The 21,931-nt window shown below is 67.9% G+C and carries 22 protein-coding genes; 6 read left to right on the top strand and 16 right to left on the bottom strand.

Annotation, left to right across the window (positions count from 1 at the left end; translation table 11 throughout):
* Positions 1-243: 243 nt before the first annotated feature.
* On the bottom strand, positions 244-693 hold the full coding sequence (locus tag QH276_RS32720) for a hypothetical protein (protein ID WP_280398016.1): 450 nt from the start codon (positions 691-693) through the stop codon (positions 244-246).
* A 279-nt stretch (positions 694-972) separates the two neighbouring features.
* Here QH276_RS32720 and dnaE point away from each other — a divergent pair, with 279 nt between their 5' ends.
* Entirely contained in the window at positions 973-4,521 is a 3,549-nt protein-coding gene (gene dnaE, locus QH276_RS32715; protein ID WP_280398017.1) for a DNA polymerase III subunit alpha, read from the top strand.
* Between the two features lie 372 nt (positions 4,522-4,893).
* On the opposite strand, the gene QH276_RS32710 is transcribed toward dnaE, so the two are convergent.
* The 4 genes from QH276_RS32710 to QH276_RS32695 all read right to left on the bottom strand — a co-directional run bounded on the left by QH276_RS32710 (position 4,894) and on the right by QH276_RS32695 (position 7,958).
* On the bottom strand, positions 4,894-5,844 hold the full coding sequence (locus QH276_RS32710; RefSeq protein ID WP_280398018.1) for a hypothetical protein: 951 nt from the start codon (positions 5,842-5,844) through the stop codon (positions 4,894-4,896).
* On the bottom strand, positions 5,841-7,046 hold the full coding sequence (locus QH276_RS32705; RefSeq protein WP_280398019.1) for a hypothetical protein: 1,206 nt from the start codon (positions 7,044-7,046) through the stop codon (positions 5,841-5,843). The genes QH276_RS32710 and QH276_RS32705 overlap by 4 nt, the downstream gene beginning before the upstream one ends.
* On the bottom strand, positions 7,046-7,375 hold the full coding sequence (locus QH276_RS32700) for a hypothetical protein (RefSeq protein ID WP_280398020.1): 330 nt from the start codon (positions 7,373-7,375) through the stop codon (positions 7,046-7,048). Before QH276_RS32700 ends, QH276_RS32705 begins: the two co-directional genes overlap by 1 nt.
* A gap of 376 nt (positions 7,376-7,751) precedes the next feature.
* The gene (locus QH276_RS32695) at positions 7,752-7,958 is read right to left on the bottom strand and encodes a hypothetical protein (RefSeq protein WP_280398021.1); all 207 of its coding nucleotides are present in this window, start codon (positions 7,956-7,958) and stop codon (positions 7,752-7,754) included.
* A 218-nt stretch (positions 7,959-8,176) separates the two neighbouring features.
* Here QH276_RS32695 and QH276_RS32690 point away from each other — a divergent pair, with 218 nt between their 5' ends.
* Positions 8,177-8,479, top strand: a complete 303-nt coding sequence (locus QH276_RS32690; protein WP_280398022.1) for a DUF6802 family protein — start codon at positions 8,177-8,179, stop codon at positions 8,477-8,479.
* Positions 8,480-9,071: 592 nt separating this feature from the next.
* Here the strand turns inward: QH276_RS32690 and QH276_RS32685 are convergent.
* From QH276_RS32685 to QH276_RS32675, 3 genes are all read right to left on the bottom strand, one after another.
* Entirely contained in the window at positions 9,072-9,386 is a 315-nt protein-coding gene (locus QH276_RS32685) for a WXG100 family type VII secretion target (RefSeq protein ID WP_280398023.1), read from the bottom strand.
* Positions 9,383-9,892, bottom strand: coding sequence for a YbaB/EbfC family nucleoid-associated protein (locus tag QH276_RS32680; protein ID WP_280398024.1), 510 nt, complete (start codon positions 9,890-9,892; stop codon positions 9,383-9,385). The genes QH276_RS32685 and QH276_RS32680 overlap by 4 nt, the downstream gene beginning before the upstream one ends.
* A 197-nt stretch (positions 9,893-10,089) precedes the next feature.
* Positions 10,090-10,704, bottom strand: coding sequence for a class I SAM-dependent methyltransferase (locus QH276_RS32675; protein ID WP_280398049.1), 615 nt, complete (start codon positions 10,702-10,704; stop codon positions 10,090-10,092).
* A gap of 86 nt (positions 10,705-10,790) precedes the next feature.
* On the opposite strand from QH276_RS32675, the gene QH276_RS32670 reads away from it, so the two are divergent.
* Positions 10,791-10,958, top strand: a complete 168-nt coding sequence (locus QH276_RS32670; protein ID WP_081595447.1) for a DUF4236 domain-containing protein — start codon at positions 10,791-10,793, stop codon at positions 10,956-10,958.
* A gap of 13 nt (positions 10,959-10,971) precedes the next feature.
* Here QH276_RS32670 and QH276_RS32665 read toward each other — a convergent pair whose 3' ends face one another.
* The 4 genes from QH276_RS32665 to QH276_RS32650 all read right to left on the bottom strand — a co-directional run bounded on the left by QH276_RS32665 (position 10,972) and on the right by QH276_RS32650 (position 15,165).
* A complete protein-coding gene (locus QH276_RS32665) occupies positions 10,972-11,466 on the bottom strand; it encodes a nitroreductase/quinone reductase family protein (RefSeq protein ID WP_280398025.1) in 495 nt (164 codons plus the stop codon).
* 121 nt (positions 11,467-11,587) lie between these two features.
* Positions 11,588-12,313: an amino acid ABC transporter ATP-binding protein gene (locus QH276_RS32660; RefSeq protein WP_280398026.1), complete on the bottom strand. Its 726-nt coding sequence runs from the start codon at positions 12,311-12,313 to the stop codon at positions 11,588-11,590.
* Between the two features lie 3 nt (positions 12,314-12,316).
* Positions 12,317-14,101, bottom strand: coding sequence for an ABC transporter substrate-binding protein/permease (locus QH276_RS32655; RefSeq protein WP_280398027.1), 1,785 nt, complete (start codon positions 14,099-14,101; stop codon positions 12,317-12,319).
* A gap of 80 nt (positions 14,102-14,181) precedes the next feature.
* Positions 14,182-15,165: a phosphotriesterase family protein gene (locus QH276_RS32650; RefSeq protein ID WP_280398028.1), complete on the bottom strand. Its 984-nt coding sequence runs from the start codon at positions 15,163-15,165 to the stop codon at positions 14,182-14,184.
* Between QH276_RS32650 and QH276_RS32645 the strand changes: the two genes are divergently transcribed.
* Positions 15,149-15,313: a hypothetical protein gene (locus QH276_RS32645; protein ID WP_280398029.1), complete on the top strand. Its 165-nt coding sequence runs from the start codon at positions 15,149-15,151 to the stop codon at positions 15,311-15,313. The genes QH276_RS32650 and QH276_RS32645 overlap by 17 nt on opposite strands.
* Before the next feature lie 141 nt (positions 15,314-15,454).
* On the opposite strand, the gene QH276_RS32640 is transcribed toward QH276_RS32645, so the two are convergent.
* The gene (locus tag QH276_RS32640) at positions 15,455-16,738 is read right to left on the bottom strand and encodes a PucR family transcriptional regulator (RefSeq protein ID WP_280398030.1); all 1,284 of its coding nucleotides are present in this window, start codon (positions 16,736-16,738) and stop codon (positions 15,455-15,457) included.
* 131 nt (positions 16,739-16,869) lie between these two features.
* On the opposite strand from QH276_RS32640, the gene QH276_RS32635 reads away from it, so the two are divergent.
* On the top strand, positions 16,870-17,475 hold the full coding sequence (locus QH276_RS32635; RefSeq protein ID WP_280398031.1) for a hypothetical protein: 606 nt from the start codon (positions 16,870-16,872) through the stop codon (positions 17,473-17,475).
* Positions 17,476-17,508: 33 nt separating this feature from the next.
* On the opposite strand, the gene QH276_RS32630 is transcribed toward QH276_RS32635, so the two are convergent.
* Positions 17,509-18,369: a helix-turn-helix domain-containing GNAT family N-acetyltransferase gene (locus tag QH276_RS32630; protein ID WP_280398032.1), complete on the bottom strand. Its 861-nt coding sequence runs from the start codon at positions 18,367-18,369 to the stop codon at positions 17,509-17,511.
* Positions 18,370-18,758: 389 nt separating this feature from the next.
* Here QH276_RS32630 and QH276_RS32625 point away from each other — a divergent pair, with 389 nt between their 5' ends.
* Positions 18,759-19,982, top strand: coding sequence for a serine hydrolase domain-containing protein (locus QH276_RS32625; RefSeq protein ID WP_280398033.1), 1,224 nt, complete (start codon positions 18,759-18,761; stop codon positions 19,980-19,982).
* Positions 19,983-20,007: 25 nt separating this feature from the next.
* Here the strand turns inward: QH276_RS32625 and ilvA are convergent, their stop codons facing one another.
* Positions 20,008-21,354 carry a threonine ammonia-lyase IlvA gene (gene ilvA, locus QH276_RS32620; protein WP_280398034.1) on the bottom strand — a complete coding sequence of 449 codons (1,347 nt, stop codon included), beginning with the start codon at positions 21,352-21,354 and terminating at the stop codon, positions 20,008-20,010.
* Positions 21,355-21,469: 115 nt separating this feature from the next.
* The gene (locus QH276_RS32615) at positions 21,470-21,904 is read right to left on the bottom strand and encodes a nitroreductase family deazaflavin-dependent oxidoreductase (protein WP_280398035.1); all 435 of its coding nucleotides are present in this window, start codon (positions 21,902-21,904) and stop codon (positions 21,470-21,472) included.
* Positions 21,905-21,931 lie beyond the last annotated feature (27 nt).

Genomic DNA, 21,931 nt, shown 5'->3' with positions numbered 1-21,931 from the left:
TGTCCCGCGCCCGCCGCAGCCCGTGGCCCCGGGGGGCGCGGGGGGGCGGGCGCCCCGCCCGGGGCCGGTCATCGTCTCACGCTTCCCGCCGCAACCGCCATTGCTGCGGGAAACCTTCTCCGGAGGCGATAACCGGCCCGGGCCGGCGAGGCGGCGGGCAGGGGAACGATTTCCGTGGGGGACTGCCGGACGGCCTTTCCGGGCCGGGTAGCAGGAGTCGCCGTCGTTATCGGGGGCCGGCGTTCACCTCCGGTACGCGGTGACGGTGAAATCCACCGAGCCGGGTTCGGGAATATGGGCGGTACCGACGGTGACGGTCGCGGTGAAGCGGCCGACGCCCGGACGGAACAGTGCCGAGCGGCCGTCGTTCATCCAGTGACCCGGGCCGTTCGCCGTCTGCGTCACCGAACCGGTGGCGCCGGTGTCGAGATTGCGCCAGTTCAGGGTGACCGGCAGGGTGCACGGCCCGACCCCGAACATGATCGTGGACACGGTGAACGCGGCGTGCTCGGGATACGCGTCACCGGTGACGGAGGTATCGAGCTGGGCGACACAGGCGCCCTGGGCGAGCGAATACACGGGGCCGAACTCGCCGCCGTCCGCCGCCGCGGGTGCCGCGGTGGCCACCAGCGCCCCTACCGTCAGTGCCGTCGCGGCCGCGGGGAGGGCGAACGCCGTGGTACGTGCTGTCATCGTCACCTCGCTGGGTCGTTCATGGGCTTGCGGGGCCGAGCCTGGGATGGTTTCGGAGCGGTGGTGGTCCGGGTGGGCCTCCGCTCCATCCGTTCGTGACGCGGCCCGACCCTACCAGCGCCACGCCCGGCCGGTGGCCGAATCGGCGGCCCCGATGATCATCGGGCGGCGACACGCCCGGCCCCGCCGGGCACGCCCGGCCGCCGCCGGAGCTGTCGGTGGGTGCGCATAAACTCGCTACACCAACCCCCGCCGAGCCTCTGGGAGGAAGGACAGATCTTGGCCGCCTCGTCCGGATTCGTTCATCTGCACAACCACACCGAGTACTCGATGCTCGACGGTGCCGCCAAGATCTCACCGCTGTTCGCCGAGGCCGACCGCCTGGGGATGACGGCGGTGGGGATGACCGACCACGGCAATATGTACGGCGCCGCGGAGTTCTTCCACTCCGCGAAGAAGGCCGGGATCAAACCGATCATCGGGATCGAGGCCTATATCGCGCCCGGCTCCCGGTTCGACACCAAACGTATCCAGTGGGGCGATCCCAGCCAGAAGAGCGACGATGTCTCCGGTTCGGGTGCCTACACCCATATGACCATGGTCGCCGAGAACGCGACGGGTCTGCGCAACCTGTTCAAACTGTCCTCGCTGGCCAGTATCGAGGGCCAGCTCGGTAAATGGGCCCGGATGGACGAGGAGCTCATCGCCGCGCACGCCGAGGGCATCATCGCCACCACCGGCTGCCCCTCCGGTGAGGTGCAGACCCGGTTGCGGCTCGGCCACGATCGCGAAGCCCTCGAAGCCGCCGCGAAATGGCAGGAGATCTTCGGCCGGGACAATTTCTTCCTCGAGGTGATGGATCACGGCCTGTCCATCGAGAAACGAGTCCGGGAGGGGCTGCTGGAAATCAGCCGCACCCTCGATATCCCGCCGCTGGCCACCAACGACTGCCACTACGTCACCAAGGAGCAGGCCCGTAACCACGAGGCGCTGCTGTGCGTGCAAACCGGCAAAACCCTGTCCGACCCCACGCGGTTCAAATTCGACGGCGACGGCTACTACCTGAAATCGGCCGCGGAGATGCGCGCGCTCTGGGATGCCGAGGTGCCCGGGGCCTGCGACAACACCGTCTGGATCGGGGAGCGGGTCCAGTCCTACGCCGAGGTGTGGGAGCACCGCGACCGGATGCCGGTCTTCCCGGTTCCGGAGGGCGAGGATCAGGCGGGCTGGCTGCGCAAGGAGGTGCACCGCGGGCTGGAACGGCGTTTCCCGGGCGGGGTGCCGCGCGAATACGTCGAACGTGCCGAGTTCGAACTGAGCGTCATCATCGAAATGGGTTTCCCCGCCTACTTCCTGGTGGTCGGCGACCTGATCAACCATGCGCGCGAGGTCGGTATCCGGGTCGGCCCGGGCCGTGGTTCGGCGGCCGGATCGCTGGTCGCCTACGCCATGGGTATCACCAATATCGACCCGATTCCGCACGGTCTGCTGTTCGAGCGATTCCTCAACCCCGAACGCGTCTCGATGCCCGATATCGATATCGACTTCGACGATCGCCGCCGCGGGGAAATGGTCCGCTACGCCACCGAACGCTGGGGTAGCGACCGGGTGGCGCAGGTGATCACCTTCGGCACCATTAAAACCAAGGCCGCCATCAAGGATTCGGCGCGCGTCCAATTCGGCCAGCCCGGGTTCGCGATCGCCGATCAGATCTCCAAGGCGCTGCCGCCGCCGATCATGGCGAAGGATATCCCGCTGTCCGGGATCATGGATCCCGAGCACGAGCGCTACAAGGAAGCCGCCGAGGTCCGCGAACTCATCGGCAGCAACCCCGATGTCGCGAAGATCTACGAAACCGCCCGCGGTCTCGAGGGCCTGATCCGCAATGCCGGTGTGCACGCCTGCGCGGTGATCATGTCCTCCGAACCGCTGATGGAGGCGATCCCGCTGTGGAAGCGGGCGCAGGACGGCGCCATCATCACCGGCTGGGACTACCCGTCGTGTGAGGCCATCGGCCTGCTGAAAATGGACTTCCTGGGCCTGCGCAACCTCACCGTCATCGGTGACGCGCTGGACAACATCAAATCCAATCGCGGTATCGACCTCGATATGGACAATCTGCCGCTGGACGATCCGCCCACCTACGAATTGCTTTCGCGCGGTGACACTCTCGGTGTTTTCCAGCTCGACGGCAGTGCCATGCGGGATCTGCTGCGCCGGATGCAGCCCACCGGATTCGAGGATATCGTCGCGGTGCTGGCGCTGTACCGCCCCGGCCCGATGGGGATGAACGCGCACAACGACTACGCCGACCGGAAGAACGGCCGGCAAGAGGTCAAACCGATTCATCCCGAACTCGAGGAGCCCCTGAAGGACATCCTGGCCGATACCTTCGGCCTGATCGTCTATCAGGAACAGATCATGCAGATCGCGCAGAAGGTGGCCGGGTATTCGCTCGGCCGAGCCGATATTCTGCGCCGCGCCATGGGTAAGAAGAAAGCCGAGGTGCTGGAGGCCGAATTCGAGGGTTTCGAAGCCGGTATGCAGAGCAACGGTTTCTCCAAACCCGCGATCAAGGCGCTCTGGGACACCATCCTCCCGTTCGCCGGGTACGCGTTCAACAAATCGCATGCGGCGGGCTACGGCCTGGTCTCCTTCTGGACCGCCTATCTGAAGGCCAATTACCCCGCCGAATACATGGCCGGCCTGCTCACCAGCGTCGGCGACGACAAGGACAAGGCGGCGATCTACCTCTCCGATTGCCGCAAGCTGGGAATCACCGTGCTGCCGCCGGATGTGAACGAATCGGAGACGAACTTCGCCTCCGTCGGCGCCGATATCCGGTTCGGGCTGGGCGCGGTGCGCAATGTCGGCACGAATGTGGTGAACTCGATCATCGCGGCCCGGACGGAGAAATCGAAGTTCACCGATTTCTCCGACTACCTGAACAAGATCGATGCCGTGGCCTGTACCAAGAAGGTCACCGAATCGCTGATCAAGGCCGGTGCCTTCGATTCGCTGGGCCATCCCCGCAAGGGGCTGATGCTCGTGCACTCCGATGCCATCGATGCCGTGATGTCCACCAAGAAAGCCGAGGCCATCGGCCAGTTCGATCTGTTCGGTGGAATGGGCGAAGACGGCGACGAATCGATATCGTCGGTATTCGATGTGAAGGTTCCCGACGAGGAATGGGATACCAAACACCGTCTCGCCCTGGAGCGGGAAATGCTCGGCCTCTATGTTTCCGGGCATCCGCTCAACGGGATCGATCATGTGCTCGCCGCCGCTGCCGATACCCAGATCCCGGCCATTCTCGAGGGCGATATCAAGGACGGTACCCAGGTCACCGTCGGTGGCATCCTCGCCTCGGTGAACCGCCGGATCAACAAGAACGGCCTGGCCTGGGCCTCGGCGCAGCTCGAGGATCTCACCGGCGGTATCGAGGTGCTGTTCTTCCCGCAGGCCTACTCCGTGTACGGCATGGATGTGGTGGAGGACGCGGTGGTGCTGGTGAAAGCCCGGGTCTCGATGCGCGACGACCGGATCTCGCTGATCGCCAACGACCTCGCGGTACCCGATCTGTCCGCGATCGGTGTCGCGAAACCGCTGGCGGTGACGATTTCCACCCGGATGTGTACCCGCGACAAGATCAGTGAACTGAAGCGGGTGCTCACCCGCCATCCGGGCACCTCGGATGTGCACGTCCGGTACGTGGGCGCGCGGGAGAAGACCACCCTGCTCAAACTCGACGACAGCCTCCGGGTGGAACCCTCCTCGGCCCTCATGGGCGATCTGAAAGCCCTGCTGGGCCCGGGTTGCCTGGCCTGAACCGGAAAGCGGTGCCGGGCTCCCCGCCGACTCCACGAGCTGCAGTCCGCGCCGCCGGCCCCTCGCCGGCCCGGCCGCTCGAGTCGGCCTGTGTGACTCGGCCACGCGTCGGGGCTCGTGGACGAACTTCTCTCGAGGCCGGCCACCTCGAGGCTGCCGGGGAGAAATGATCTGGCCGTAGGCACCACCTGCCAAGGCCCAACGGGAGCGGCTCCCGAACGATCGTTGTCGCGAACCTTCAGTGCCGGCGGAAACGCCCAGCCGGAGGGGGCCCCGACCCGGTCTCGTTACCAAGGTTTCGAGACCGCAGCCGGCGCGTTCGGACTCTGTGGTAAATCGCATATCGCGCTCACCGGGCCGGGCGTGCCGGGGTCAGCGTCTGGATATCCCGGTGATCAGTGTTTTCCCGTGTTGGGTGATGGTCGTGATCTTTTGTCCGTAGCGGATCGGTTCGGGGTCGTCGGGCCATTGTTCCTGCAGCTCGATGTCCCATACCGTGTTGTTTTTGTCTGCTGCGGTGATGTACACGCAGTACCGGACGCCCTCGGGTTGGGAGTCGATCCCGGCTTGGATCGTCTCCCGGTCGGGCACCTTCGCATCAGGTGTGGTGAAGGTGCGGGCCAGGGCTGCGTCGCGTTCGACGTAGTAGCTCCATTCGAACCCGAGGATCGCTTGCTGCGGGCTGCTGTGGTCACCGGGGTCGGCTCCGATAGTGATCGACCCTGATCTGGTGCGGGTACACCCTGCGGTGGCGTGTGGCCAGCTCGCCGGCAATGCTGTGGTGCTCGCCGGGGCCGTTGTCGTCGGTGCGGGGCCTGCAGGGCCGGCGGTGGGAGTTGATTCGTGGGTGGTTGTCCGGAGGTTGAAGGCGACTATTGCACCGATCGTGGCGACGGTGGCGGCGACAGTTGTTGTCCAGACAGCGGTCCGCCACCACCATTGCCGGCTGATGGCATCGTGGTCGTCCGGGTCCGGGTATGGGCGCAGGCCGAGGCCGCGCTCCCGCTGGGTGGGCGGGGCGGGTTCGTCGTCGGTATAGGCCGGCAGCTCGTCCTCGAGTATCTCGTCGCCCGCGTCGGTTTCTGCCGGCTGTGGTCGGCCCGCGAGGCGGTGGGGGGAATCGAGCCATTGCGACCATTCGCCGGAGTAGGTGCTGCGGCGGCGTTTATCGCGGCCGGTTTCTTCGGGCGCTGCCGGCGGAGGCAGGCTCGCGTAGGCGGGCAGACCGGGCAGCACGAACGGATTGCCTGCGGGCCGGGTGTTTGCGGGGCGTTCCTCGCCGCCGGCCTCGACTTCGGCAGCACCGGCGTCGTGTTCGGTCATGACGTTTCCAGGACCACCCCAGCCTGTCCTGGTCGCCGGGGCCGGGGGTTCTCCTGGTCCTGCCCGGCACCTGGCCGGGTCGCCGGCGGAACCAGTGCACCCGTCGTCCCCGGCTGGCCGCCCGGTCCGGTCGGGGACGACGGGCTGGGTTCAGGGGTGGGCGGTTCCGGTTCTTGTTGCGGTTCGGGGAAAGCGATCACCGGTGGGGCGGTACCGCTGTCCGTGGTGTCGTTGTCTTTCTTGGTGGCCGGTGGATTCTGGGTGGGTGCGCCGCCGTGCCCACCGAGCAGCAGGGGCCCTGTACCCGGTTTGTCACTGGTGCCCGCGGGCGCGGTGGTGGTACCGCCGGGTGATCCCGGCGAGGTGCCCTGCTCGCCGGGCCCGCTGGCGCCGGCTGCCAGGGTTGATATGGCTTGTTCGGCCAGCTTCGCTCCGGTGTCGATGCCGTGTGTGGCTACCTGCACTACTCCGTCGATGACTGTGGATCCGATCTCGACTCCGGCGTCGAGCGCGACTGTGCCCAGTTGTACGCCGGCGGCCAGCGCGGCCTGCTGCAGTGCGAGCTGCGCGATCTGATGCGGATCCAGGCCTGCCGGGATCCCGGTGCCGCCGCCGAGCGCGGCCCGCACCGAAGGGTCCGCGGCGAAACCGTCGGGCACGGTCACCGTCGCCGCGCCGGGGCCCCGGTCCAGCGCCCGGGTGCGGCGGGTGTGGTCGTCCATCTCGTCGCGCGCGTAGCTGACCTCGCTTACACCGTCGCGGATGGACTGTGCGGCGAGGTCGAGTACCGCGTCGATGTCGCTTTGTGATTGTGCGGCGGCCAGCATCGGCTCTGCTTTCGCGCGGAAGTCTTCGATCACCGAGTCGAGGCGGGTCGCGGCGGTGTTGCGGGTGGCGTAGGCGTCGTTCAGCAGCGTCGCCAACGCCGAGTGGTGGTCGGCCAGCGCGACGGTCTCACCCTCGGTGCGTGCTGCTACCGGCACCGCGGCCGGGGCGGTGTTCGTGGATTCCAGCAGATACCGACCACTACGACCCGGCGCTTCGGCTGCCGCGGTGTTATCGGCTGCCGCCGTCAAGGCCGCCAGCACCTCGGTCGGGGGGCTGCCGTCACCGAGCGCGGCGCGTAGATCCAGCAGTGGTGCCAGCAACACCTTCAACAGCGGATGTTCCGTGGCTTCATCGGTTTTCGTGGCCGGCCGCATCACTGCTCCCCGGTGTCGCCGGCCACAGCAACCGCGGCCGCGTTCTCGGTATCGGTGGCGGTCAGCGCTTGTCCCTGCGCGACCACGGTCTGCCCGTATGCATTGAAAAGGGCGCCGGCGGTCCGGATCGTCGCTGCCTGGGTCTGCGCAGCCGCGGCGAACGCCGCCGCGAATTCCGCACCGAATACACCCAAACCACTCAGCGGTGTCGCCGCGGCGGTATCGGCATGCCCGGCCGCGGCATCCAGCAGGCCGGCTACCGCAGCGGCGGCGTCCGCGAAGCCGGCCGCAGCTTCCGAATCATGAGAAATAGCTTCAGGCATCAGCACACAGCCCCCTGGTCTCGACGCAAAGTGCAGCTCACACATTACGGTGGCACCGCCGAAGCTGCGAACTACTGCGGCAAAGTCGCGTCGCAGGTCCGCGGCCCGCGCATCCCAATTCCGGCGTGACCCATCCGGTATTCTTCGCGCGTCGCCACGAAGCCCGACTTCCATCCCGAGCACGGGTACGACCGAGCAGTCGAGCTCGCTATCGCCTTTCTCGACCGTGCCGATGCCCGCGGGACGATCGTCGTTGTCCCCCAAGAGGTCCCCTCACCTAGCCTTGCGGCTACCGGCCTGCCCGACAATGTTGGCCACGGGGCCGGTGCGATGCCCTGGAATCTCATCGCGGATGCGAGATCGTCCCGGCTCCTGTAGCGCCTCAGCGATGAATCAGGTCGTACCCCCCACCGGACTGACGGCAGAACCAGGTCTTGCCCAGCCCGTCATTGCCGAATTTACCCACCCCGTTCGCGACACAGGCTCCGTGGGTGGAGTAGTGGCCAACGGTGTAATCAGCCGCCGCCGTACCGGCCGCGCAGAACGAGAAGGTAGCGATCATCACCCCAGTGATCAGATACTTCGACATGGCGGGAGCCTACAGCGTCAGAACGCTGTTCCACCCCTGAAATATACTGGCCGCTACTCGGATTCGCTGACAGCGAGGGTATATAGCGGCCGGAAGGCCATGGCTGTGTCCACAGCCACCAGCGCCCCGTTTCTACCCGGTACCGGGGCTGCACTGTACCGGCGGGGATGGAAAGATGGACCGGGATATCCCCGCGTCGACCAGTGGAGCTCGAGAAAATGTCTGCATCAGAAGAGTTCTCCGGTACGCCGGGTCTCGGAGCGACCTCGTCTATGGACGGCCTGGGCCCGGTGGAAATGGAAGCGCCCACCCAGGACCTCATCGTTGATGGCGTACTCGACACGTTCGTCACCACCGGCCCCGATTCGATGAGCGTCTGGACCGATACCGACCTCGACGGCTACGCCGACCAGGTGAGCGTGGTGGAGAACGACGGCGACTACTCGGCGTGGGAATACCACCGTAATCCGGATGGGACGGGCGAGTGGCGGCAGACCGATCAGGGGACGATGGGCGAGTGATCGCGGTGCCTCACGCGGAGTGATTGCGCCGATGCCCGTGCGGGCTGGTCGAATCGGGTAGGACGAGCACCGCAGGCCAACCAGGGCGCCGTCGAGCTGTGCAGGGTCGCCGGCAACGATGCCGAGCGTGAGGCGCCGTCGGCATGTCTGGACTACATGCGCGCCGGCGACCCCTCACGCTTGCCTACCTGGACCGGGTCAGCTGCAGCCTGCAGAGGAACGCGACCAGGAGCTGTACAGCCCTCCTCGGCCGGACTCGGTCACCACCCCGCGGCCGACATTCGCCGGCTTCGGTGATGAACATCGGGCTGCACATACTCACCGCGAAGAAACACGCCCTGAGTCGGATACGGCGGGCAAGATACCGTGCTCGGCACTGCTGCGGCGGGCAAGATACCGTGCTCGGCACTGCTGCGGCGGTGGTCTTATCGGCGCGAGGACCGAGCGACCAGGGACTTCCTCGGCCGCGCTGTCGGTCCGGCGACGTGTCGCCGGACGGCGCGACCCGCGTGCCGTCGATGTTCACGGCGGCTGTCCCGGCCGCTGGGACCGACCGGGGCGCCGGCGGCTGTCCCCGCGGATCGGGGGCCGGTTAGGGAGCGACGGCGCCGAGTGCGTTGGCGTTGGATTCGTCCTGGTTGCCGAAATCCGTAGCGACCGCTCCGACGCCGTCCCCCACCCCGTTGACCGCCTGGTTCAGCAGGTTCAGGCCGGTCAGTCCTTCCTCGGCACCCGGCTTGTAGTTCTCGGCGAATTTCTGTCCGATTTCGTCGCCGCCCCAGCATTCGCCCTCGGCGTTGATCACCGCGAGGGCCGCGTTCACCGCGCCGGCCACTTGGTCGGCCACCTGGGCGATGGCGGGCCGGGCCGCTTGCAGGGCTTCCTCGTCGACCTTGATCTCGCTCATTTCCCACCGCCCAGGTAGCCGCGGTTACGGAAGTATTCGTCCTCGTCCTCGGCGTTCATCGGCTCCGCGGGTGCCGGTGTAGTGACCGGGTCGGGGAACAGCGAATCGACCACGGATTTGATACTCGGCATCCCGGGCGCGATATCGGGCAGGTCGGGAACGTCGTCGGCGAGTGCCGCGATCGGTGCCCACGCCTGCTGGGAGACCTCGGTGGCCTGCCGGGCCGCGTTCTGCACGGCCTCCAGGATCGAACGACCCAATTTCTCGGGAGTGGACCGTTTGAACGCCTCCGGCGTGAGGTGCACGTCCACCGGGACACCGGCGGTATTGGCGTCGACGCGGACGAGATTGTCCGACGACCACGCCGTTACGGTGGTCGAGGCCAGCCGCTGTTCCACCGCCGCCATTTCCGCCCGCTGCCGTTCGAACGTGGCCATCAGCTCGTCCACGCTCTCCCGCAGGATCTCGCTGGCCGCCTGGGTGGCGGCGCGATCCTCAGTGCTCATCCGGTCGCCCTTCCGTTACGCGTCGGGTTCTTTCTACCTTCGACGCGCCCGCCGGCCCAATGGTTCCCGGCGCGGGGCCCGGAAGGAATCGGTAGTGGCCCGGATCGGGCCGACAGTGCCGTGCCGCCGGCCTCAGCGATTCCCGCGACGAGGCTCGAGCGGCTGGGGAGACCTTCGAGCAGCCGAGGAGACCGCACTCAGGATGCTGTGGCAACCCCGAGCGATTGCGTATCGATGAACGCTGGGCCTCGGCCCTTGAACACATCCAGATCGCGGAGGCGGAACCCGCTGGACCGGATGATGGCGGCGATATCCCGGTTCAGATGGCAGCCGCCGGCGATGCGCTGCTGGAGCGGGTCGAGCCGATGCTGCCAGCGCTGGACCGCGGGGTCGGGGGCGAGACCGTGTTCGACGAAATGCAGGGTGCCGCCGGGCACCAGCACGCGGCGCAGTTCGGCGAGGGCGGCGTCGATATCGGGAATGGTGCACATCGTCCATGTCGACAGCGCGGTATCGAAACTGTCGTCGTCGAACGGCAGCCGCTGCCCGTCCAGACCGGCCCGCTCGACCGGTACCCGGGCCGCGGCCAGCCGGCCGGCCGCGAGCTTCCAGCCGAGATCGGCCGGTTCCACGGCGCTCACCGAGGTGACGGCGGCGGGATAGAACGGGACGTTGAGGCCCGACCCGAAACCGAGCTCGACCACCCGGCCGGACAGTCCCGCGCACACCCGCTCGCGCAGCGGCTCGTTCTGCTTCATCCCGCAGGCCACGTTCACGATGCGGGGTACGACGTGATCCCGGTACATTCCCACGACCTCCACTCTTGCACCCGGCGTGCTCGATCGCCAGGGGGGAACACCCGGATCCGTTATCCTGGGGCCGAGTCAGGGAGGCCGTTATGCCCATCAGGTTCCGTAAACGCACATCCTTCGGACCGCTGAAGTTCAATTTCACCCAATCGGGTATGTCCTCGTGGGGAATCAAGATCGGCCCGTGGTCGTGGAATTCCCGGACCAAGAAGAACAGCGTCGATCTGCCCGGCCCGCTGAGCTGGCGCCAGCGCTGAGGTTCCGGGCCCGTTACAGCGGGCGCAGCTCGATCACCGCTCCGCCCTGCTGCCAGGTCTGGTAGAGATCGGCCTTGTTCGGGTTGCCGGCCGCGTCGAAGCCGATGCCGTTGTACCGCGCGTTGGTTTTGTTGTCCCGCGCGACGACCTCGAACAGCCGCATCACGTCCGCTTCACCGGTGTGCACCAGCGGGTCGAACTGTTCGGGCCCGCCGCCGCGGGTAATGGTGACCGGTGTCCCCGGCGCGAGGTTCTTCACCCAGGGCCGCATCGAGGTCCCGATCAACAGCGCATCGCCGTGTTTCGTGTACGCGACCGGAATATCGTAGGCCCGCCCGGTTTTCCGGCCGACGATATGCAGGGTCAGCAACCGTTTGCCCACCACCTTCGACAGGCCCGGGATACGCAACAGGGTGCGCACGATCCGGTTGGTGCGCACCTGGCCGGCGCCGGGCTCCTGGGGGCCGCTGGTACTCGGTGTGCCGTAGGGGTTTTGCTCGCTGCTCATGGTTCCCAGTATGGTCGCCGGCCAGGCGCCGCGTGCGCCGGCGCATCCACGTTGTCGTCACGGGATCGGTTGGTGCCTGGTACTTTCGGTGCGGGCGCGGCGGAAATGCCCCCTCCGGAAGTTACAGGACCTGGTCGAGGAAGCGGCGCAACCGGGGTGTGCCGGCATTGTCGAACAGTTCGTCCGGGCTGCCGGATTCCACGACCTGGCCGGCATCCATGAAGACCACATGGTCGGAGACGCTGCGCGCGAAACCCATTTCGTGGGTTACCACGATCATCGACATACCGCCCGCGGCGAGGTCGGACATCACCGCCAGAATGCCTTTGACCAGTTCGGGGTCCAGGGCGGAGGTGGCCTCGTCGAAGAACATGATGTCGGGTTTCATCGCCAGTGCCCGGGCGATCGCGACGCGCTGCTGCTGTCCGCCGGAGAGGTTGGCGGGCCGGGAATCGGCCTTGCCGGCCAGGCCCACCACCTCGAGCTGTTCCAGTGCCAGCGCCCGCGCCTCGTCCTTGCTCAGCCCGCGCAGCTTCCGCGGCCCCAGCGCGATATTGTCGGCGACCGTCCGGTGCGGGAAGAGATTGAACTGCTGGAAAACCATGCCGATACGCTGGCGCAGCCGGTCGGGGTTCTCGGTGAGCACCGATTCGCCGTCGAGCAGGATATCGCCGGAGTCCGGTTCGTAGAGCCGGTTCAGCACCCGCAGCAGCGTGGACTTACCCGATCCGGACGGCCCGATGACGGTGGTCGTCTTCCCGGCGTCCACATGGATGTCCACGCCGCGCAGGATCTCGTTGTTGCCCAGGCGCAGCCGCAATCCGGTACCGGTCAGTGAGGAGCTCATCGGTTACCCCCGCCCTTCCGTGATGGTCTGCTGCTCGACGGGGTCGATCGGCTGATCGGGCCGGCCGGTGCGCATCCGGCGGTCGATGTAGTTCACCAGGTGGGTGAGCGGGATGGTCAGCAGCAGATACACCAGCCCGGCCGCGACCAGCGGAGACAGGTTGCCGGTCTGCGCGTTGAGATCCCGGCCGACGGCGAACAGTTCGCGCTGGGTCGCCAGCAGGCCCAGGAAATAGATCAGCGAGGAATCCTTGATCAGCGCGATGAACTGGTTCATCAGCGCGGGCAGCACCCGGCGCACGCCTTGTGGGATCACCACCAGGGTCATGGCCTGCCGGTAACCGAAGCCGATCGCCCGGGCCGCCTCGAGCTGGCCGGGTTCCACCGATTGGATTCCGGAACGGAAGATCTCCCCGATATAGGCCGAGGCCAGCAATGCCAGGGCCACCGCGCCCAGCCAGTACGGATTGTTGCCGGTGATCCCGCTGGCCACCGGTCCGATCCCCAGGCCGATGATCAGGATGATCACCACCGCGGGCAGGCCGCGGAAGATATCGGTGTAGACCCGGGCCGGCCAGCGCAGCCACCGGGTCCGCGCGATCCCCGCGACCGCGAGCAGCATGCCCAGAAGCGTGCCCAGCACCCCGGAGACCACGGCCAGGATCAGCGTATTGGGCAGGCCTGTTCTGAACAGATCGGGGAACGCCTGCCGGTACAGCGACCAGTCGAAGAAGGTGTCGCGCAACTGTTCCAGCGTAGATTTCGGTGCCTGCTGCGTCTGTTCCTGCGGTCCGCGTTCGGCGGCCAGCGCGGCGAAATCCGGGAGTTGCGGGGCCGGTGCGGCCTTGGAACCGGGTTTCCAGCCGGGCGGCAGTTCCCGGGGCACCCAGTCGCTGTAGAGGCGCGCGTAGGTGCCGTCGGCGATCACCGCGTCCAGGCCGGCGTTGAGTGCGTCGATCAAGGGCTGGTTGTCCTTCGCGACCGCCCAGGCCGCGAAATTGTCCAGGCTGAACGAATTCTCCACCACCGAGGTGGCGTCGCCGGGCGCGATCGCACCCTCGGCCTGTGCGGACGGGGCCACCCAGGCATCGACCTGACCGGTCTTCACATTCGCGTAGGCGGTGTTGTAGTCGGGAAACTTCACCGGGTCCAGGCCCAGTTCGTTGACCACGTACTCGTCCTGCACGGTGCCCTGCACCACCGCGACCCGCGACCCGGGCCCCAGATCGTCGAACCCGCGTACCGGGCTGCCGTCCTTCACGACCAGCGAGAAATAGCCGAAATCGTAGCCGTTGGTGAAACCGACCTGCTGTCGCCGCGCCTCGGTCGTGGTGATGTTCGACGAGCCGACATCGAATCGTTTCCCGGCCACCTGCGCCAGCAGCCCGGCGAATTCGGTGCCGGAGAACTTCACCTGCAAGCCGAGTTTCGCGCCCACGGCCCGCAGCAGTTCGTTGTCGAATCCGGTGAAACTACCGGCCGAGTTCACGCAGATACTGGGCGGTGCGTCCGAGAGCGTGCCCACGCTCAGCACGCCGGGCTGGATCAAGCCCAGCCGCGCGATATCCACCGATTCGACCGGGACGGTGGACGGGGTGGTGTACCGGTCCTCCGACCCGCCGCCGGGCGCGCTGAGTTTCTCCGGGGCCGCCGACGCGGCGTCGGGTCCGGGTGGCGCGCACAGATCGCGGGCGGCGGTATCGCCGCCGTCGCCACCACCGCACGCCGCCGCGAGGAGTGCGACGGCGAGCAGTAGCGCCGTGAGCAGCGCACGGGACAGTCTGGCCATGATCGACAACCCTAGCTTCCGGGCGCAATCGGTCCGGGCACCCGGTGGGCGTGTGATCGCGCCCACCACCGCAGCCGGGCTCAGCCGGCCGCGAAGAACGTGCGGGGCACGTCCACCAGCATCGTGTGCAGTTGCCGTTCCTCGACCCCGCGATCGAGCACGTAGGGGAAGACGTCGTCGAACAAGTGGGTGTAGTGCCACTGCGGCAGCACGGCTGCGCGGGTCGCCGGTTCGATCCAGTCGATGTAGCAGCTGGCGTCCTGGGAGAGCACCATGCGTTCGGCGTAACCGCGGCGCACCATCGCGATGAGGGTATCGGCGCGGGCCTCGAAGGTGGTCCACAGATTGATGCCGAAACGGTCCATGCCCAGGACGAAACCGGCGTCCGCCAGCGTGGTCAGGTAGTCCAGATCGGTGGTGTCGCCGCTGTGTCCCAGCACGATCCGGGCCGGGTCGACACCCTCTTCGTCGCACAGGACCCGTTTCACCTCGAAACCGGAACCCGATTCCGGGTGGGTGTGCACGGTGATCGGCACACCGGTCTCGTGGTGCGCCCGGGCCACCGCCCGCATCACCCGCTCCACCCCGGGCGTCAGCCCTTGTGCGTCGATGGCGCATTTGAGCATGCCGGCCCGGACGCCGGTGCCGGCGATACCGTCGCGGATATCGCCGACGAACATATCCACCATCGGATCGGGCACCTGGGTACCCACCAGGGGGTCCAGTGCCGGACCCCGATGGTGAAAATAGAACGGCACATCGTCGTAGGTGTAGAGGCCGGTGGCGACGATCAGTTGCACCGGTACGCGCTGGGCGATCCGGGCGATGCGCGGAATGTAGCGGCCCAACCCGACCACCGTCGGATCCACGATCGTCCGCACCCCGGCCTCATAGGCGGCGGTCAGCTGCCGGACCGCGTCCTCGATCCGCTCGTCCTCCGAGCCCCATTCCTGCGGATAGTTCTGCTGGACATCGGAACTCAGTACGAAAATATGCTCGTGCATGAGGGTGACACCGAGGTCGGCGGTGTCGACGGCACCGCGGGCGGTGTGGATCGAAGGCACGGAAGAACTCCTGGACGAGGGCAGCGCGACAATGCGACGGGTGTGGGGTGCGGTCCGCGACACCGTCGAGCGGGACGCGGCGGAAGCGTTGCCGGCGGGGATATCCACCGAGGTGGGCGCCGGTTCGGCGGGGATGGTCGAAGCTTAGGACGCCGACCGCGGGACCGGCCATGTTCGGGCCGCATGAAAGCGTGGACCGTGTTTGTGCGCGGCGCACAGGACCTACCCGGCGCGGTATCGCCAAAGGTGGTCGCGCTGTACCGGGACGGCCGTTTCGCCGGAGCGCGGGTCAGGGCCGGCCCGCCTCCGGTCGCAACACCGCGGCGCCGAGCAACTCGGTCGCCTGCAACGCCAGCCGCGGATACAGATCCCCGCCGGGGGTATCGGCATGCGGGCCGATCATGTCCAGTGCCTGCCGGACGCGGTACTGGACCGTATTGCGATGAACCGCCAGCCGGGCGGCGGCCGCGGTATAGCTTCGGTTGACGGCCAGGAACACCCCCAGCGTCTCGCGCAGCCAGAGGTTGCGCTCGGTGTCGACCGCCAGTTCGCCGAGCTGATCGGCGACGAATTCGCGCAACGTCTCGGTGTCGCCGGCCAGCAAGGCGAGGGCCGAGACGTCCGCGTGGGCCAGCACGCGCGCGCCGTGGTCGCCGCTCAGCAGGGCGAGCCGGCGTACCCGGTCGGCCTGCGCGGCGGTGCGCCGGAAACCGGCGAGGCCGGTGCCGTAACCACCGATGGCCACGCGCACCGGCAGGTCCCGGGCGGCCAGCACTCGTTCGATCGCGCCGGCATCAACGGCTGTTTCCGACGACCACGCGAACCATATCCGGATTTCGTGATCGTCCACGGGCACCGTCAAAGTCGCCTGCGCGCGGCCGAACTCGGTGGTCAACGCGGTCCGGAGCTGGTCGAAGACCGTCCTGGCCGTCGCGGGATCGAGGTGCGGGTCGGTCCACGCGCCGAGCGCGAGATGTCCGCGGGACAGGGGGTAGCGCAGGTACTGTTCCGCGGTGCCGGTATCGGTGGCCGTGCCGTCCAGGAGCCGGGTCACCCATTGCCGGCGCAGTCCGCTCCGGTTGCCGGACCAGCGGTCGCGTTCGTCTTCGTAAGCGACGCCGACCTGCTCGCAGACCCGGTCGATGTACACCGACGTGCGGTTGACGATATGCACGATGGCCGATGTGGTGACCGGACCGCCGCCACCGAATTCGATCGCGTACCGCATCCCGGTGTCCAGGAAACCGGCCTGGCCGACCCGGTACGCGCGGATCATGGCGGCGGCCGGGACATCGCGCTGCGCGAGCAACCGCGCGTAGGCCAGGGCTCGTTCCGGCGCCCGGACATCGTCCTCCCCGGCCTCGTTCTGCAGGAACTGCAGGACTTCCATCAGGTTGTCCGTCGTGCCCGCTTCCATCAACTCCCGCAGCCGCTGGTCGCGGTCCAGAACCGGCAGCTGGGTGCGCATCAGTTGCGAGAGTCCGTCGATGAACTGATGGCGATCCCGGAGGAATGTCTGTGCGACCAGCCCGACCACTTCTCCGGTGCTGTGCGCCGCCCGTTGTTGCTCCACAGGCGGTAATGATCGCGCGCCGGGGCGGGCAGGTGCGGCCCGGGCGGCCCGGTGCCCGAGCGGCCGCGCTCCTGCGCCGGCCCACTCGAACCGGTGCGTGCGGTTAGAGTCGGTGCGCACGCGGAAGGCCGGTGTACCGGGCATACGCGGCGGAGTGGTGGCAGGGCAGACAGGTCGCAGGGCAGGCAGTGGTGAAGATTTCCGCCGGGGCGCCGGGGTGGTACGAGGCGTGCAGCGCAGCAGAACGCGCGGCGACGGCGGAGCTGGCCGCGACCCGGTGGAAGTGGTCGGTGTGCTGGGCGGCGCTCGCGGCGCTGGGGGTGGTCCTGACGGTCGGCGCGATGGTGTCCGGCGCGCTGGCCGCGCTCGCCGCGGAACCGCCGATCGGTGCCCTGGCCATCGCCCTGTGTGCGCTGCTGCTCGACGCCGGCCTGCTCACGGTGAACGGTTTGGCGTGGCAGCAGGTGGGGTTGATCTTCGCCGGAGCCGCCCCTTCCGAGAGTGTGCGCCCGTACGTGTGGCTGCGATGGGTACCGGCCTCGCTGGTATCGCTGTTCGGGACGGTGGCGATGCTGGCCGCGGGGGTGTATCCGCTCTCGGTCTACGGGGACCACGGCCTCGGCGGACTGGGCCTGGCCGGGTGGTTCACCGCGGGCGCGGCGGTGCTCTGCGTGACCTGCGGACTGGCCACCTTGTGGTTGAAAGTGATCCTGCGGCCCGTGCGCACCGGGCGTTGAAGCCCCGCTCGGGTGCTCGGGCCGGGGAGCTGCTCAGTTGAGCGGGCTGCGGCGTTCCAGCAGTACCGCGTCGCGCCAGCGACCCTCGAAACGGCCGATCCGCTCGCGGATACCGACCGTGCGGAATCCCGCGGCGTGGTGGACCGAGATCCCGGTCCGATCCTCCGGGTACAGCGTGGTCTGCAGGGTTCGCAGACCGGCGTCCTCGGCCGCCATCACCTGCTGTCGCAGCAGTGCGGTGCCGATACCCCGGCCCTCGAGGTCGTCGGCGACCATCACGCAGCTGTCGGCGATATCGCGGTAGAACTCGTGGCCGGAAACGGGGGTGAGGGCGGCCCAGCCGGCGATCCGCCCGCGGGTTTCGGCGACCCAGCGGTGGTCCGGCAGCCACTGCGCGTCCAGCACCTCGCGATCCGGGGCCTCGGCGCCGGACATCGCGGGGTAGGCGGTGCCGCGGGAGGCGTAGACGGCCCGGACCGCCGGCCAGTCGTCACCGGTCATCGCGCGGACCGTCACATCGCCGGGCGGATCGTCGGGGCAGGTGGGCTGCGGGGTCAGGATGCCCATCACGGCGTCGGCGGTATGCGGGAGTTCGGTGCACCGGCCGGGGTTGATCGTGACCAGTGTGGCGGTGCCTTCTTTGTGCACCGTGACGAACCCGGCGTCGGTGAGTTTGCGGACGTGGTGGGAAACGGTGGGCTGACCGATACCGAGTGCTTCGGCGATTTCGCCGATATGGATTCCGGCGGGGCTGGTGGCGACCTGATGCAGTAACCGGACCCGGGTCGGGTCGGCCAGACAGGAAAACCAGCCGGCGTAAACGGTCGCGTCGGCGACCGGGAGCGCGTCACCGCGCACCTGGTCCCGCACGACCGGCGGTTCCAAGGAGGTCATGCGGCCCACTATAACGAGGGAAATATCCGTTTCGAGAAATTTGCCGTTTCCGATGTTTATCGAGTGTCTTCGATATTGGCGTGGGAATGAATTCCGGGACCTTTTCGCGCCTTTGCGGTAATGATTTCGTTTCCTGATACGGGAATTATCTCCGCCTTGTCGAGCGGATTTCGGGATTCGGGGCCGGCCGCGCGACGAGCGGTCCCGGGGCCGGGAGCGGTACGAGGGCGCCGGCCCGGGTGTCCCGGACAATTACATTCCGGTATCGCGCGGAGTTGCCGGGTGCCGAGCTCACCGAGCCGGTCCGGGGACGGTGCGTTCGAGCGCCACGCTGTCAACCGTCCGGGACGGCGTTGCCGGAACGTGCCGAATGACCTTACTGTGTAAGGATGAGCAGCGTCGCTTATTCCGGCACCGCCGGAGCAGAATTCCGGCGGCTGACGTCCGCCTTCACCCGGGTCTACGGTGGCCGGAAGGGTGTCGGTGCGGCGCTGGCGGTTTACCGGCACGGGGAGCCGATCCTCGATATCTGGACAGGGGAGTCCGCGCCCGACCGGCCGTGGACCCGCGATACCGGTGCCATGGTCTTTTCGGCGACCAAGGGTATCGCCTCCACGGTCGTGCACCGGCTGGCCGATCGGGGGCTGATCGACTACGACGCCCCCGTCGCCGAGTACTGGCCCGAGTTCGGGTGCAACAAGAAGGATTGCATCACCGTCCGTCAGATCCTCACGCATTCGGCCGGGCTGTCCGGGGTGGGCACGCTGGCCGCGCACGGGTCGGAACTGCTCGATCACGAGCTCATGGCGCAGCGGCTGGCCGCCGCCACCCCCGACCGGCTGCTCGGCGTGCCCGCCTATCACGCGATGACCTACGGCTGGCTGCTCGCCGGGCTGGCGCGGGCCGTCACCGGTTCGAGTATGAAGCAGCTGTTCCAGCAGGAAGTCGCGGAACCGCTGGGTATCGAGGGTATCCACCTGGGCCGGCCGCCCACGGGTTCGGTGACCATGGCCGCGGAAAGTTTCGGTGCCGGTTTCGCCTTCGCCGGCACGCCCCGCGGTTCCCGCCTCGTCTCGCTGTTGCAGAACATCCCCGGTGTACTCGGGGTGAGCAGCCGTTCGCTGTTCATCCCCGGCGCGGAGGCCATTCTGGCCGGCCCGAACCCACCGGTGCTGGACAGCGAGATGCCGGCCGCCAACGGCGTCTGCACGGCCAACGGCCTGGCCGCCATGTACGAACCGCTGGCCTGTGACGGCACGGCCGGCGGGAAACGGTATCTGTCCGGCGCCACCATGCAGGCCATCCGGCGAATCGAACGGTTCCGGCCGGATACCGGGCTGTTCCTGTACATGGGCCCGCTGTGGCATCTGGGTTATCACGCCATGCCGACGGTCGGCGCACCGCGCGGCTTCGGCCATATCGGCCTGGGCGGGTCGTTCGGCTGGGCCGATCCCGACAGCGGGCTCTCGGTGGGGTTCACCCACAACCGGCTCTCGCTGGACATGCTGGCCGTCGATCAGCCGGCGTTCGCCTGGCTGCTGCCGCTGGCGGTGGCCGGTGCCCGGTCGGCGCGCCGGATCGCCCGCAGCGCTCCCCGGAAGGCCGCCGCCTGACCGCACGGGCCGGAAAAGGGGCCGGTCAGGTCAGGTAACGGTAGGCCGGTGAGCCGGGCTCCAGCCGCTCGCACTGGATCGGCGAGTGCGCGATCCGGTCCAGCAGCGGCTGCAGCCCGGCGCGTTCGCCCAGTTCCACCCCCACCAGCGCGGCGCCCGTCTCCCGATTGTTGCGTTTGACGTACTCGAACAGGGTGATGTCGTCGTCGGGGCCGAGTACCTCGTCGAGGAACCGGCGCAGCGCGCCCGGCTCCTGCGGGAAATCCACCAGGAAATAGTGCTTGAGCCCCTGATGCACCAGGGAACGCTCGATGACCTCGCCGTACCGTGAGACATCGTTGTTTCCGCCGGAGACCAGGCAGACGACGGTCGACCCGGGTTCCGGGGCGGCCTCGAAGAGGGCCGCCGCCGCGAGTGCGCCCGCCGGTTCGGCGATGATTCCCTCGTTCTGGTACAGATCCAGCATGGCCGTGCAGACGGCGCCTTCGTCGACCCGCAGCAGCCGGAACGCGCCGGCACCCTGCCGGGAATCGGTGGCGGTGAGCAGTGGCAGCGAGGCGTGGGACACCACGCGGCCGCCGAAACCCGACACCGCGTCGAAGGGCACCTTGCCGATCCGGCGCACCGCGGCGCCGTCGACGAAGGGATCCACCTCCGGCAGGGTCACCGGCGACCCCGCGATCAGCGCCGCGGTCATCGACGCGGCCCCGGCCGGTTCCACGCCGAGGATGCCGGTCTGCGGTGACCGTTCCCGCAGGTAGGTGCCGATACCGGCGAGGCATCCGCCGCCGCCGACCGGCACCACTACCAGATCGGGCGGGGTGTCGAGCTGATCCAGGATCTCCGCCGCGATAGTGCCCTGACCGGCGGCGGTGCGGGTGTCGTCGAAGGGCGGAACCATGGTGGCACCGCTGCGCCGCACATCGGCGGCGGCGGCCGCGGCGGCCGCGTCGAAGGTTTCCCCGACGGCGATGAGTTCCACGAATTCTCCGCCGTGGACCCGGATGCGGTCGCGTTTCTGTTTGGGGGTGGTGGTCGGCACGTAGATACGGCCGGTGATTCCCATCGCCCGGCACGCGAACGCCACGCCCTGGGCGTGATTGCCCGCGCTGGCGGTGACCACCCCGGCGGCCCGCTCGGGCTCGCTGAGCTGTACGACCAGGTTGTAGGCGCCGCGCAGTTTGTAGGAGCGGACGACGGTCAGGTCCTCGCGTTTGAGATACACCCGCGCACCGGTGAGCTGCGACAACCGCGGGCACAACTGCAGCGGCGTGGGCTCGATGATGTCGGCGATGCGTTTGGCCGCGGCGTCGATCTCGTCCGCGGTGAGCGCGGGACGGGCTTCGGGCAGATGGGTCAGCACATCGGACACCCGCTCCATGGTGCCACCCGCCGCCGCCCGAGGCAGCGGCGGGTGGCCTGCACTGGGCTTTCGTTCACCGCGCCGCGCCGGTCGCCACTCGCGGCATCACGGGTGCGGGGTGGTCTCAGCGCGGGGTGAGTACGAAGACAGGAATCTGCCGATCGGTTTTGCGCTGGTAGTCGGCATAGGGCGGGTAGGCCGCAACCGCCCGCTCCCACCAGACGGCCTTCTCCTCGCCGAAGACCTCGCGCGCGGTGTAGTCCTTGGTCACCGGGCCGTCCTGTAGCTCCACCTGCGGGTTCGCGACCACGTTGTAATACCAGACAGGATGCTTCGGCGCGCCACCGAGCGAAGCGACAACGGCGTATTCGCCCTCGTGTTCCACCCGCATGAGAGCGGTCTTGCGGAGTTTTCCGGTTTTGTTCCCGACGGTGGTCAGCACGACCACCGGCATACCGTTCAGGGTGGTGCCCTCGGTGCCCCCCGAGTTCTCGATCTTCTCGGCCTGCTCACGGGCCCAGTCGGACGTGGACGGTGCGTATTCTCCGGTCAATGGCATACCCCGGGAAACGTCGCGGCCGGGCGC

This window comes from Nocardia carnea (assembly GCF_029869215.1).
In the GTDB taxonomy this organism is placed as follows: domain Bacteria; phylum Actinomycetota; class Actinomycetes; order Mycobacteriales; family Mycobacteriaceae; genus Nocardia; species Nocardia carnea_B.
This window is presented reverse-complemented; position numbering and strand designations above follow the sequence as displayed.